The organism is Paenibacillus sp. GD4, assembly GCF_030846225.1.
Classification (GTDB): domain Bacteria; phylum Bacillota; class Bacilli; order Paenibacillales; family NBRC-103111; genus Paenibacillus_G; species Paenibacillus_G silviterrae.
In genome coordinates, this window is record NZ_JAVCYK010000001.1 from 3,386,050 (window position 1) to 3,398,646 (window position 12,597).

Annotated in this window: 11 protein-coding genes; 6 read left to right on the forward strand and 5 right to left on the reverse strand. The window is 55.9% G+C overall.

Going from position 1 to position 12,597, the window contains the following annotated elements; translation table 11 throughout:
- Nucleotides 1–44 precede the first annotated feature (44 nt).
- Entirely contained in the window at nucleotides 45–680 is a 636-nt protein-coding gene (locus tag RAC89_RS16385; protein ID WP_306614730.1) for an FMN-dependent NADH-azoreductase, read from the reverse strand.
- 166 nt (nucleotides 681–846) lie between these two features.
- Here RAC89_RS16385 and glsA point away from each other — a divergent pair, with 166 nt between their 5' ends.
- Nucleotides 847–1,791 carry a glutaminase A gene (gene glsA / locus RAC89_RS16390; RefSeq protein ID WP_306614732.1) on the forward strand — a complete coding sequence of 315 codons (945 nt, stop codon included), beginning with the start codon at nucleotides 847–849 and terminating at the stop codon, nucleotides 1,789–1,791.
- Between the two features lie 86 nt (nucleotides 1,792–1,877).
- On the opposite strand, the gene RAC89_RS16395 is transcribed toward glsA, so the two are convergent.
- Nucleotides 1,878–2,033 carry a hypothetical protein gene (locus RAC89_RS16395; RefSeq protein WP_306614734.1) on the reverse strand — a complete coding sequence of 52 codons (156 nt, stop codon included), beginning with the start codon at nucleotides 2,031–2,033 and terminating at the stop codon, nucleotides 1,878–1,880.
- 172 nt (nucleotides 2,034–2,205) lie between these two features.
- On the opposite strand from RAC89_RS16395, the gene RAC89_RS16400 reads away from it, so the two are divergent.
- Together RAC89_RS16400 and RAC89_RS16405 are read left to right on the forward strand one after the other, a co-directional pair.
- Entirely contained in the window at nucleotides 2,206–2,973 is a 768-nt protein-coding gene (locus tag RAC89_RS16400; RefSeq protein ID WP_306614736.1) for a helix-turn-helix transcriptional regulator, read from the forward strand.
- A 1,023-nt stretch (nucleotides 2,974–3,996) separates the two neighbouring features.
- Nucleotides 3,997–5,538: an MDR family MFS transporter gene (locus RAC89_RS16405; protein ID WP_306614738.1), complete on the forward strand. Its 1,542-nt coding sequence runs from the start codon at nucleotides 3,997–3,999 to the stop codon at nucleotides 5,536–5,538.
- Here RAC89_RS16405 and RAC89_RS16410 read toward each other — a convergent pair.
- From RAC89_RS16410 to RAC89_RS16420, 3 genes are all read right to left on the reverse strand, one after another.
- Nucleotides 5,535–6,449 (reverse strand): helix-turn-helix transcriptional regulator, encoded by a 915-nt coding sequence (locus RAC89_RS16410; protein ID WP_306614740.1) that lies wholly within the window; start codon nucleotides 6,447–6,449, stop codon nucleotides 5,535–5,537. The genes RAC89_RS16405 and RAC89_RS16410 overlap by 4 nt on opposite strands.
- A 95-nt stretch (nucleotides 6,450–6,544) precedes the next feature.
- Nucleotides 6,545–8,029 carry a sensor histidine kinase gene (locus RAC89_RS16415; protein ID WP_306614742.1) on the reverse strand — a complete coding sequence of 495 codons (1,485 nt, stop codon included), beginning with the start codon at nucleotides 8,027–8,029 and terminating at the stop codon, nucleotides 6,545–6,547.
- Nucleotides 8,026–8,709 (reverse strand): response regulator transcription factor, encoded by a 684-nt coding sequence (locus tag RAC89_RS16420; RefSeq protein ID WP_284644438.1) that lies wholly within the window; start codon nucleotides 8,707–8,709, stop codon nucleotides 8,026–8,028. The genes RAC89_RS16415 and RAC89_RS16420 overlap by 4 nt, the downstream gene beginning before the upstream one ends.
- A 254-nt stretch (nucleotides 8,710–8,963) precedes the next feature.
- Between RAC89_RS16420 and RAC89_RS16425 the strand changes: the two genes are divergently transcribed.
- The 3 genes from RAC89_RS16425 to RAC89_RS16435 are packed head-to-tail and all read left to right on the forward strand — an operon-like array spanning nucleotide 8,964 to nucleotide 12,590.
- Nucleotides 8,964–10,661, forward strand: coding sequence for an efflux RND transporter periplasmic adaptor subunit (locus RAC89_RS16425; protein WP_306614745.1), 1,698 nt, complete (start codon nucleotides 8,964–8,966; stop codon nucleotides 10,659–10,661).
- Nucleotides 10,662–10,692: 31 nt separating this feature from the next.
- On the forward strand, nucleotides 10,693–11,415 hold the full coding sequence (locus RAC89_RS16430; RefSeq protein ID WP_306614747.1) for an ABC transporter ATP-binding protein: 723 nt from the start codon (nucleotides 10,693–10,695) through the stop codon (nucleotides 11,413–11,415).
- Nucleotides 11,412–12,590, forward strand: coding sequence for an ABC transporter permease (locus RAC89_RS16435; RefSeq protein WP_306614749.1), 1,179 nt, complete (start codon nucleotides 11,412–11,414; stop codon nucleotides 12,588–12,590). Before RAC89_RS16430 ends, RAC89_RS16435 begins: the two co-directional genes overlap by 4 nt.
- Nucleotides 12,591–12,597: the final 7 nt, after the last annotated feature.

The following is a 12,597-nucleotide window of genomic DNA, read 5'->3' on the forward strand; positions in this document are numbered from 1 at the left end:
ACCCTGCTTCGATTGCGGAGCAGGGTGTCTTTATTTGTGCCATTTTAGAAGCTCTTGGCTGCTTGACGAGCTTTTTCAATCGCTTTTTCCTTGATGGATTGGGCTTGGTCCGGCATGGCCGCCATCCCCTCCACGAAGATGCCTTCGAACGACGGAACGCCATGGAACTGCATGATTTTGCCTAAGTAGCTGTGTCCGGATTCGAACGCCGCCGCAGGCCCTTCGGAATAAATACCGCCGCTCGCTTGAATGTGAATTGCTTTCTTATCGCCGAGGAGGCCGACCGGTCCGTTCTCGGTATACTTAAACGTTTTGCCGGCAATACAGATCGCGTCAATGTAGGCCTTCATCACTGGAGGGAACGAGAAGTTCCACATCGGCGACACATATACGTATTTGTCTGCTGCGACATATTGCTCGACCAGCTCGTTTAAACGGGAAACCTTTCGCTGCTCTTCGCCGGACAGCTGATCGAATGAGGAGCCGCTGCGCAGCTTGCCCCAGCCGCTGAAAACGTCGACGTCGATGTGAGGAACGTCCATTTTGTATAAATCCAGTGTGATGACTTCGTCTTGCGGATGAGCTTCGCGGTACGCCTCGATGAAGGCTTTACCGACCGCCATACTATAGGATACTTGGTCGTCATGCGGATGAGCCGTAATATAAAGAACCGTTGCCATGGAGGTTCGTCCCTTCTTTCTTCAATTTAGAGGAGAAGCTTCGGATATCGAAATCCTCCGTTATTGTTGGCTACGTGTTTCTTTTTCATTCGGGGCAGGTGTAAGAAAACCTTCTTGAGGAAGGCCGGGCAAATAGGGTAGGATAAGGAAAACGGAGGGATGGAGTATGACGCCTGCTGAAGAATTAGAGTTGATACAAGCAAAATTGCCGGAATGGGTGGAGGAAAGCCGTAAACATACAGAGCAAGGAAAGGTGGCTGCCTATATTCCGGAGCTGTCGAAAGCGCCGAAGGACGCATTAGGAATTTATATTGTTACCGCTGACGGACAGCAAATCGCCGCGGGAGATACCGGCCTCAGGTTTACGATGCAGAGTATCTCGAAGGTATTTACGCTGATTCTGGCCTTGATGGACCGGGGCGAAGATGCGGTTTTTGCCAAGGTGGGGAAGGAGCCGTCAGGGGATGACTTTAATTCTATGCTGAAGCTGGAGCTCGTCGAGCCGGGCATTCCTTTCAATCCTTTGATCAACGCCGGAGCGATTACGGTTTCATCGCTGCTGCCGGGCAGCTCGGTCCAGGATAAGACCGACCGGGTGCTGCATTTTTTCCGTGAGCTGGCGGGCAATCCTTCCTTGGGAATGAACCAGGAGGTCTACCGCTCCGAATCGGCGACGGGCCATCGGAACCGTTCCTTGGCGTTTTTCCTGAAGGATAACGGAATTATCACGGATGATGTGGAAGAGGTGCTGGACGTCTACTTTCGGCATTGTGCGATTGAGGTAACGTGCGCCGATCTTGCCCGAATGGCGCTAGTACTCGCGCATGATGGCGTGGAGCCGCAAACCGGGCGGGAGCTGATCCCGAGACGTTATGTGCAAATCGCCAAAACATTTATGATCACCTGCGGTATGTACAATGCCTCGGGCGAATTTGCCATCGAGGTCGGACTGCCGGCAAAGAGCGGTGTGTCCGGCGGCATCCTGACCATCGTCCCCGGCCGGTACGGGATCGGGCTGGTCGGCCCGGCGCTGAACCGGAAAGGCAATAGCATCGCCGGAGTGAAGCTGCTTGAGAAGCTGTCCGACGCTTTGACGTGGAGCATATTTTAGCAACGGAATGAAGTACCCCTTGGTTTAGCCGGATGGATCGGCTTTAGCGAGGGGTGCTTTTTTACGTTTGCTCGCCGGACAACCGGTCAGTTATTGTTCATATCCTCATAATGCGCTTCCGGGATAGGTTGAGTGAGCAGCTGCTCTACCGTCCTGGCTTGGGCTTCCATTGAAACACCGGAAACAGGGGCTTCCTGCGAGGGCTCCTGTTTATTCTTTTCCTGCAGTGGCTTCTCAGTCATGAGGGGGCCTCCTTTTTGGGATGTGTTTCTCATAGGGTTGCCTGAGAACTGGGAAATGATTCTACTTTTCAGCAAATGTTCAGCCTGGGCTCAGAGGGAATTCAGCTAGCACGTCTATACTTGGTCTTGTAAGGAAATAAATTCAACAACCGAAACGAAAGGTGGAATTTCGATGAAAGCATTGAATAAAAAGATTATCGCAGGGATCGCAGGCAGCTTGGTGCTAGGGGGCGTACTTACAGGGGCGCTTCAGACAACAGAGGTATTCGCAAACGCAGCGACACCCGCTGCATCCGCAGCGTCCGCTCAGCAAGGCACAGACGGGGCTATGAAGGGCGGCCGCTTCGGCAAAGGTGCAGGAATGGTAGGCTTCCGCAGCGTGAAGCACACGGATCTGGCGACTTTGCTCGGAATCGATCAGCAGGTATTGAAGGAAGAACTGCAGAGCGGCAAGACGATCGCTCAGGTAGCTCAGGAAAAAGCGGGACTCAGCAAGGAAGCGTTGATTCAGAAGATGGTCGAAGCGGAAACGAAGAACATCGATGATGCCGTAGCCGCAGGCAAGCTGATGGCCGAGCAAGCGAATAAGATGAAGACGGACCTGACGACACGCATCACGCAATCCGTTGATTCGACGAAGCCGGCGGGTGACGGCGGCAGAGGACCTGGCGGGAAGGGTCACGGCGGGAAGGGTCACGGAGGCGGCCCGATTGGGCATTCCCAAGACCTAAGCGAAGTTACGGGTTTGACCCAGCAGGAAATCCGTGAAGGACTAGCCGCAGGCAAATCTCCGGCTGAGATTGCTCAGGAGAAAGGCATCAGCCGTGATACGTTAGTTGGCAAGCTGAAGGAAAAGGCGGAGCAACGCATCAATGAGTTCGTGGATAGCAAGCGTACGGCAAAAACAGCACCTGCTCCTGATACAGCCCCTGCACAGTAAGGATACATAACCTCTTAAGCTCTTGTAGCTTAAGAGGTTTTTTGTGTGTCAGGGACGTAGCGGGGACCAGGCAAATGCTGGAACTTGCGCCGACAGTGGCAGAAATGCGATTAATTTCGCCGGATGGGCCGTGCGGAGCGGGAATGTGAGGCAATAATCGCACATACGCGATTACAAAGGCCCCACTCGCGTGTATTTGCACCGGCAGTGGCAAAAATGCGATAAACCGCGCCGGATGGGCCGTGTGGAGCGGGAATGTGAGGCAATAATCGCACATATGCGATTACAAAGGCCCCACCCGCTGGTACTTGCATCGGTAATGGCAAAAATGCCATAAACCGCGCCGGATGGGCCGTGCGGAGCGGGAATGTGAGGCAATAATCGCACATATGCGATTACAAAGGCCTCACCCGCTGGTACTCACGCCAGCAGTGGCAAAAATGCGATAAACCACGCCGGATGAGCCGTGCGGAGCGGGAATGTGAGGCAATAATCGCACATATGCGATAACAAAGGCCCCACCCGCGTTCGCTAGCACCGGCAGTGGCAAAAATGCGATAAACCGCGCCGGATGGGCCGTGTGGAGCGGATGGGCCGTGCGGAGCGGGAATGTGAGGCAATAATCGCACATATGCGATTACAAAGGCCCCACCCGCGTGCGCTTGCACCGGTAGTGGCAAAAATGCCATAAACCGCGCCGGATGGGCCGTGTGGAGCGGGAAAGTGAGGCAATAATCGCACATATGCGATTACAAAGGCCCCACCTGCGTACGATTGCACCGGTAATGGCAAAAATGCGATAAACCACGCCGGATGGGCTGTGCGGAGCGGGAATGTGAGGCAATAATCGCACATATGCGATTACAAAGGCCCCACCCGCATGCGTTAGCACCGGCAGTGGCAAAAATGCCATAAACCGAATCGGCTGCGCGTCGGGAATTTTTTTCAAACACTGACATAGGGATGACAGGGTTCACTGCTTATACTCAAGGTAATTCAAGTGAAAGGAAGCAGTGAACAAATATGACTTTGAAACAAAACAAAGCAGGTTGGATTGTTGCGGGGCTTCTGCTGTCCATCCTTATGTCCTCGATGGACAACACGATTGTGGCCACAGCCATGGGCAGCATTGTCGGACAGCTGGGAGGACTCGACAAGTTCGTCTGGGTCACATCGGCTTACATGATAGCCGAGATGGCGGGCATGCCGATCTTCGGCAAGCTATCGGATATGTACGGTCGCAAGCGGTTCTTTCTTTTCGGCATGGTAGTCTTCATGCTAGGCTCTATTCTGTGCGGTACGGCGTCCTCGATTGTGGAGTTAAGCCTGTACCGTGCCATCCAAGGAATCGGAGGCGGAGCGTTAATTCCCATTTGCTTTACGATTATGTTCGACGCCGTTTCTCCGGAAAACAGAGGGAAGCTGATGGGCTTGTTCGGGGCAGTCTTCGGCATGTCCAGTATTTTCGGACCGCTGCTTGGAGCTTATTTGACGGATTATGTGGCGTGGCAGTGGATATTTTATATCAATTTGCCGCTGGGGCTTATTGCGCTTGGCTTGATTATCGGCTTCTATAAGGAATCTAAGGAATACGCGAAGCAGCGGGTCGATTGGCTTGGGGCCGTTACGCTGCTCGGAGCCGTAACCTGCCTGATGTTCGTTCTGGAGCTTGGCGGCAAGATGTACGCATGGAGCTCTCCTACCATCATTGGCCTAGTCCTAAGCTTTATCGTGCTCGCGGGTATTTTCGTGATGGCTGAGCTGCGTGCGGCGGAGCCGATCATCCGCTTTAGCATGTTTAGAGTCCGATTATATGCGACCAGCAATCTGGTAGCGATGTTCAGCGGAGCCGCGTTCATCGTCGCCTCGGTTTACATCCCGATCTATATCCAAGGAGTGCTCGGCGGGACAGCCACAAGCTCGGGGCTCGTGCTGCTGCCGATGATGCTGGGTACGGTCGTTACGGCCACAGGGGGAGGATTGCTCATGAACCGGATGTCGTACCGGTCCATTCTCATTTCGACGCTGACCCTCCTCCTGGCGGGACTTTCTCTGCTTACTACAATTACAGTGGAAACCTCACGACTGGTCATCACGCTGTATATGATTTTGGTCGGGCTCGGCGTGGGAGCTTCCTTCTCCATTCTGTCGAATGCGGCGATTCATTCACTGCCCCCAAGTGAAAGAGGCACGGCTAACGCAACGCTCAACTTCCTGCGGTCGCTCGGGATGACGATCGGCATTACGATTTACGGTCTTGTGCAGAGCCGCTCTATGGCACAAACCATAAGCGAAACCTTCGCGGCAAAAGGAACGCCGATCCCGGCAGGGATCGACTTTCAAGATCCGTATGTGCTGATGGGCGCCTCGACCCGTGCATTAGTGCCCGAAAAAGCGCTGGAGATCATCACATCGGGGCTATCCCAATCCATCGCCGGTATATTCGCATGGGGTCTCGTCCCCGCTCTTCTCGCTGTTTTGGCGGCGGGCTGGATGGGCAAGGAGAAGCATGATCCCCAAGCGGAGCTCGAAGCTCATGCCGCTCACGCTGCGGCAACCCATTAACGGTACCGAAGGAGCATGCTCTCGAGCTTGCTCCTGATTTGCTCTCTAAATTCGATAGGCTCCACGATCTCCACATCGTCGCCGAAGCTCAGAATAAGCGGGAGCAGCCAGTTCATTTCCGCAGGAGCGCTGAGCCGGAGCTTAATCAGCAGAGAGCCGTCCTCCTGGAAGCATCGTTCCGCTTCATGGAAGAAGTCGAGCGACCTTGCAAGAGCCTGCGGGGAAAAATGCAGCACTAGCGTGACCGGATTCGCACTCTCGAAGCGGCGATAGCCGGTTTGCCGCTCCGCCGGAACAGGATGCACTTTATGATATTGCTCCGGGAGCATGGCAAGCTCCGACATCCGGGTGAGCTTGAACTCCCGGTAATCGCTGCGCCCCCGGCAAAACGCGTGCAAATACCAGACTTGATTTTTATACATCAGACAGACCGGCTCGACGATGCGGGTCAGCCGTTCATTTTTGGCGCTGACATATTCGAACCGTACGACCTTCCGCGCCTTGATGGCGGCTCGAAGCAGCCGTAGAGATTCGTTCGGGCCGCGGCGGCTTCCGATATCCAGCGTTAAGCTGGGGGAGGAGCCCTCCTTTTGAATCGTGCGCAGCTTCCGGACCGTCTCGGAGGCCTGTTCATCGGAGAAAACGGTGGACAAGCCGTTCAGCAGCGTGATTAACGACTCGACATCGTGGGAGCCGAGCAGGCTGCGATCCATTTTGTACGACTCCATAATCCCGTACCCGCCATGCACGCCCTGGTAAGAGACGACAGGAATTCCCGCTGCGCTGATCGCGTCGATATCCCGATAGATCGTCCGTTGCGAGACTTGATACTTATCGGCTAAGGCTGACGCAGAGATGACCTCGTTATTGAGAAGCATATAAATCATTGATATTAATCGTTCCAATTTCATGTAACGCGCAGCACCCCAGAACCAAGACTTTCCTACCATCATACCGGATTTGGAGCCATGATACTAGATGAAAAAAAAGAACCCGGCCGCCCTTATCAGAGCGGAGGGTTCTGAGCCGAGTGGGCCGCGGCAAGACCGGTTTTGGGAAGCAACAGACGAAACGCGGTACCTGTTCCCGGGATGCTTTCGACTTGTATTTCCCCGCCGTGAAGCTCGGCAATGGACTTCGTAATCGCGAGCCCCAAGCCGGCTCCGCCGGACCGGCGGGCACGGGAAGTGTCGATCCGGTAGAACCGGTCGAACAGATGCGGCAAATGCTCCTCCGCAATACCCGGCCCATTGTCCTGCACGGACAGCTCCACTAGATTCTCGTGATCCCTCACGGAAATTTCGATGGAGCCCGACTCCGGGCTGGTATGCTGCACTGCGTTATGGAACAGGTTGAGCAGCACCTGCTTGATCCGGTCCTTATCGAAGCGGGCCTTTACCCCTGACTCCAGCTGCAGAACGATCTTCCGCTCTCCCCCCAGGAGATGCAGCTGTGCCTCCATCTCGCGCACAACCGTGTCGAGAGTGCCGTCCGTCATCTCAAATTGCGGCGTCTGGTCCAGCTTTGCCAGCTGAAGCAGGTCCTGCACGAGCTTGTTGATGCGCTCCGACTCGCCATACATGCTCTTCAGCGCCCGGTTCAGCTGCTCCGGATGGTTCACGGCACCGCGCAGCAGCACCTCAAGGAAGCCGTGAATCGACGTCAGCGGCGTCCTCAGCTCGTGGGAGGCATCGGCGACGAAGCGGCGCATATGCTCCTTGGCCTCCTTCTCCGCCTCGAACGAATGCTCCAGCCTCTCGAGCATGCCGTTGAAGGCTTTGGACAACCGATCGATTTCGACCTGACCTTGATTGACCGGAAGACGATCCTTCAAATGGCTGGCTCCCATGCGTTCCACGGTATCGATAAATCGGGATAAAGGAACAAGCACGCGGCGCAGTACCGGAAGGAACGTAAGCAAGCCTATGATCAGCGCGAGCGCAGATAAGGCAATGAAGGTCAGCAGCTGGCGAAGCAGCACGTTCTTAATAGGACCGGTTGCGGTACTGACCTGGATGAGCCCTTGCACACCGCGTCCCCGCGATTCGACAGGGTGGAGTACAATCATGACCTCCGTGCCCTGCTCGTCCTTGCCGATCCGGTAGCCGCCTTGCTTGCGATGCTCGTTCATCTGCAGCTCCTTCAGGTATTCCTCTTTCGCCAGCACCGGCGCCGGCCGGTTCTCCACGTCCCCCTGAAGCACAGTCATTTCGCCATCCAGGTTAATAAAAGCGATGGTGGAATCGGAAAGCACCGGAGGTCCCCCGGGTCCTTCTCTTCGAGGCATGGTCCCATTTCGCGCCCACGCCTCCCAGGGAATCGTGCGGGTTTGGCTTTGGATCGTCTCCGCGCGGTTGCGATACAGAAAATTCTGCATCACTACGTATTGAAAGACGCCGATCAGCAAGAGAATGACAGCCAGAATCAGCAGCGACCTGGACAGGATCTGATACCTGAGCGAACCGGGGGCAAACCATCCCCCGCGGCTCATGGCAAGTCCACCCGGTACCCGGCTCCGCGCAGCGTGCGAATGAGCTTATGCTCCTTGTCCTGCAGCTTCTCCCTCAAGGAGCGGATGTACACCTCGACGATATTTTCCTCGCCCCCGAAATCGTAGCCCCATACCTTGTCCAAGATCATGCTTTTGCTCATCACGATGCCATGGTTAATGACAAGAAACTTCAGCAGCTCGTACTCCGTCGGGGACAGCTCCAGCACGCGGTTGTCCAAGCAGATTTCCTTGCGGCGGTCATCGATGCGAAAAGGACCGTAGGATACCTCTCCCAGAAGATTCGGAAATTGGTTTCGGATCCGCGCATGAATGCGGGCAAGCAGCTCCTCGAAGCTGAACGGCTTCATCATGTAATCGTCTGCGCCAAGCGTAAGCCCTTTGACCCGGTCCTCGACCTCGTCCTTGGCCGTGAGCATGATCACGGCAATGTTCTCCGTTTTTTTCAGCATGCGGCACACCTCGAAGCCGTCCATGCCCGGCATCATGACGTCGAGAATGGCGATGTGCGGCTGGAATTGCTGGGCCGTGGTAATGGCGGTAAAGCCGTCAGGGGCGGTCGCCACTTCGAAGCCTTCATTCAGCAGGCCGAGCTCGAGAAATTGCAGTATGTTGGGCTCGTCGTCGACGAGCAGGATTTTGACGCCTTTCAATTTATTCATAAGGACCGGCCCCTCTCTTTTTGTGTCCATTGTACACTATTTCCTCATTATCCGCCGCCATGCTGAACCCACTCTGAGCAAAAGCTGAAAGAAAGCTGAAAATAGCGGAAAACCGATGAAGTTTAAGAACATTCAGCAAATTTTCAGCTTCCCTTCAATTTTGCCTCAGTATTGTCCTTCATAATGGGTCTAGGCAGGGTACAGAAGCAGAGCGATACATAGAGATCACGGAAGCTGAAGGAGGTACGGGCAAGTTGAATAAGAAAAAAGCAGCGATACTCGCCGCCGTGGCTGTGGTTCTGTGCGGGGGAGGCACTTACGCGTATATCCAGTATGGGGGAGCGCCGAAGCAGCAGCAGTCCGCAGTACAGGAATCGACAACGCCGGTGCGCAAGGGAAACCTAAGGTCGGTCATTTCCGGGACGGCGCAGCTTGAAGCGCAGGATCTGCAAATGATCGTTCCTCCCAAAGAAGGAATGATCAAGGTCATCAATCTTTCACGCAACCAGACGGTGAAAAAAGGGGACCTGCTCCTCGAGCTTACGGATAGCTCGCTGGAGGAGCGTCTGGAGACAGCGAAGCTGACGCTTAGCCAGCAGCAGGCGGACTTGAACGATCTGAAGACGCAAGCGGCTTCGCTTAGAATGGCGGCGCCGACCAGCGGCAAGCTGATTTTGTCCGCGAATATCAATGAGGGTGCTTCTGTCAATAAGACGACCAAGGTAGCGACGATTGCAGATGCCAAGCACTTAACGGTGACGCTGCCGTTCCTGCAGGAGCAAGCCTCACAGCTACACGCCGGGGATCTGGTGGAGCTGACGGTAGACGGCTTCCTGCTGACCAAGACGGGAACGGTCGAATCCGTCGCCAATTCGGTCAAGGGGGACGCAAAGGGCAACCGGCTTCTTGACGTGAAGATCACGGTAGTGAACGACGGCTCTTTGGATGCAGGGTTAAATGTGAAAGGCGAGGCGAATGTCGGCGGCGTAAAGATTGAATCCGCTGCGCAGGCGGCGCTTCAGTATCAGACGACCACTTCGGTAATGGCCGGTGTATCCGGAACGATCAGCCGTTTGGAAATCAAGGAGAACCGGGATGTGCGTGCAGGAGAGCTGATCGGTGTCATCCAGAGCGATACGCTGGACAAAGACATCACGAACAAGCAGCTTCAAGTGGACCAGTCGCTGAACAATATCAAGAGCCTGGAGGATCAGCTGGAGAAGCTGAAGGTTCTGGCACCGTTCGATGGCGTGTTCTCGACGGATTTTGCCGATCAGAAGAAAAACGTACTTACCTCCTATCCGGTAGGAACGACCATAGGGAGCAACGTGCAGCTGGGGGCCGTGGCCAATTTGGACACGCTGCAGCTGCCGATCAAGGTCGACGAGCTGGACCTGCCGAAGATCAAGGTGGGCCAGAAGGCGGAGGTCCGGGTGGACGCGGTCAGCGGCAAAACCTTCCCGGCTGAAGTCACGCAGGTATCTACGGTAGGGACTGTGACCAATGGCGTTTCGTTCTACACCGTGGTGCTTAGCTTGAAGAACGCCTCCGAGCTCAAATATGGCATGACTGCAACGGCGGACATCATTATAGAGGATAAGCGGGATGTGCTGCTGCTGCCGGTGGAAGCGGTGAGCCAGCGTCAGGGCAAACGGTTCGTTTCGCTCAAAAAAGCGGACGGTACGGTGGACGCGAACCACGAGGTAAAAATCGGTTCCAACAACAGCACGATGGTGGAGATCACCGAAGGACTGAAGGAAGGCGACGTCGTAGTAAGCCGCTCGAACACCCGGAACCGGACGAACCTCTCGCAGCAGGAGATCGATGCGATGCGCCAGCAGTTCCAGCAGGGTGCGCGGAACCAAGGCGGCGGCGGAGCCCCGGCCGGAGGTGCGCCGGGAGGCTTCCCTGCTGGCGGCGGCGGCGGGGGCAATGCGGGAGGCAACCGCTAATGACGGCCGTGAAGAGGGAAGGTGACGGGCGATGAACATGATAGAGCTTCAACAGATCCGCAAGACCTACAAGCGCGGAGGCGAAGAGCTTCCGATCCTGAAGGATGTTTCTTTGACGGTCAAGCAGGGGGAATTCGTGGCGATCGTCGGTCCCAGCGGCTCGGGCAAATCGACGCTGATGAATACGATCGGCCTGCTCGACGTGCCGACCTCGGGCTCCTACCGTCTGGACGGGGTAGCTACCGAGAAGCTGAAGGACAATCAGCTCGCCGAGCTGCGCAATCAGAAGATCGGCTTCATCTTCCAGCAGTTCAATTTGCTGCCGAGATTGACGGCGCTTGAGAACGTCGAGCTGCCGATGATTTACTCCGGCCTCTCGAAGAAGGTGCGCCGGGAGAAGGCGATGCATATGCTCGGGATGCTCGGGATGGATGCAAGAGCGAACCACCGCCCGAGCGAGCTGTCCGGGGGGCAGCAGCAGCGGGTGGCGATAGCCCGCGCGCTCGCCGTAGGGCCGTCCCTGCTGCTTGCCGACGAGCCGACCGGCGCCTTGGACTCCAAAACCGGGCAAGAGGTGCTGGAGCTTATCCTGAAGCTGCACGAGGAGGGCAATACGATTGTCCTGATCACGCACGATCTGCACATCGCCGAGCATGCTAAGCGGGTCATAACGATCCGCGACGGGCTGATCGTCGGGGATCGGAGCAGCGGGGAAGCGCCTGCCTTGAAGGCGGAAGCGGAGGTGGGCGCATGAATATCAAAGAGCTCGTTCTCATGGCGATGAAGACCGTCGGCGGCAACTGGATGCGCACTTTGCTGACGATGCTAGGGGTCATCATCGGGGTCGGCTCCGTGGTGACGCTGGTCTCGATCGGCCGGGGAACGACGGCGCAAATCGAGAAGCAGTACGAAAGCATGGGCTCGAACCTGCTGGTCGTGACGGTCAACGGGAACGGCCGGGCGACACAGCTGAATTACGACGAGCTGATGAAGTTTGAGGCATTTCCGGAGTTCAGCGCGATTGCGCCGACGGTATCCGGCAACAACATCAATGTGAAGTATGACCGCACGCAGGAGACCTTCTCCCTGCTCGGCACCAACGACCGCTACCTTTCGATTGTGAAAGGGGATGTCGCTACAGGACGGTTCGTTACCGAATCCGATTTGGATTTTCGGACGAATGTAGCCGTGCTCGGCAGCAATGTGGCGAAGACGCTGTTCAATACCGCCGATCCGCTGGGCAAACAGATCAATATTAACGGGCTGCAGTTTACCGTCGTCGGCACGCTGAAGCCCAAAGGCTCGAACATCGGAGGAACGTCGGTAGACGACAATGTCATCGTACCGCTGCCTACGGCCATGCGGCAGCTGAATCTGGGGACGATCCGCACGACCTATATCGAGGCTGCTTCCAAGGACGATATTTACAATGCCCAGACGACCATGACGCAATATTTAACCTATACGTTCAAAAGCTCGAACAACTTCCGCCTGCTGAACCAGGATCAGCTTCTGTCGGCTAGGACGGAGGCGACCAGCACCCTGACGGGGCAGCTCGTCAGCGTGGCCTGCATCTCGCTGCTGGTCGGCGGGATCGGAATCATGAACATCATGCTGGTGACGGTCAGCGAGCGGACCCGGGAGATCGGCATCCGCAAATCCATCGGAGCGAAGCGCCGCGACATTCTGATGCAGTTTCTGGTCGAAGCGGTCGTTATCAGCGGTCTCGGCGGCATCCTCGGCCTTGGTCTCGGCATCGGGCTGTCGCTCCTCTGGCCGTATCTCAACCCGAAGCAGCTGACGGTCATCTCGATGGATATCAGCCTGTACGCTTTTGCCTTCTCCGTGGCCGTAGGGGTCATTTTCGGACTGTATCCCGCGAACAAGGCATCCAAGCTGCGCCCGATCGACGCACTTCGCACCGACTAACAAGATG

Bases quoted from the DNA above. Each gene is read 5' to 3' on its own strand.
- RAC89_RS16435 (WP_306614749.1), top strand. From the start codon at position 11,412: ATGAATATCAAAGAGCTCGTTCTCATGGCGATGAAGACCGTCGGCGGC.
- RAC89_RS16400 (WP_306614736.1), top strand. From the start codon at position 2,206: ATGAAAGCATTGAATAAAAAGATTATCGCAGGGATCGCAGGCAGCTTG.
- RAC89_RS16395 (WP_306614734.1), bottom strand. From the start codon at position 2,033: ATGACTGAGAAGCCACTGCAGGAAAAGAATAAACAGGAGCCCTCGCAG.
- RAC89_RS16430 (WP_306614747.1), top strand. From the start codon at position 10,693: ATGAACATGATAGAGCTTCAACAGATCCGCAAGACCTACAAGCGCGGA.
- RAC89_RS16420 (WP_284644438.1), bottom strand. From the start codon at position 8,709: ATGAATAAATTGAAAGGCGTCAAAATCCTGCTCGTCGACGACGAGCCC.
- RAC89_RS16405 (WP_306614738.1), top strand. From the start codon at position 3,997: ATGACTTTGAAACAAAACAAAGCAGGTTGGATTGTTGCGGGGCTTCTG.
- glsA (WP_306614732.1), top strand. From the start codon at position 847: ATGACGCCTGCTGAAGAATTAGAGTTGATACAAGCAAAATTGCCGGAA.
- RAC89_RS16415 (WP_306614742.1), bottom strand. From the start codon at position 8,029: ATGAGCCGCGGGGGATGGTTTGCCCCCGGTTCGCTCAGGTATCAGATC.
- RAC89_RS16410 (WP_306614740.1), bottom strand. From the start codon at position 6,449: ATGAAATTGGAACGATTAATATCAATGATTTATATGCTTCTCAATAAC.
- RAC89_RS16385 (WP_306614730.1), bottom strand. From the start codon at position 680: ATGGCAACGGTTCTTTATATTACGGCTCATCCGCATGACGACCAAGTA.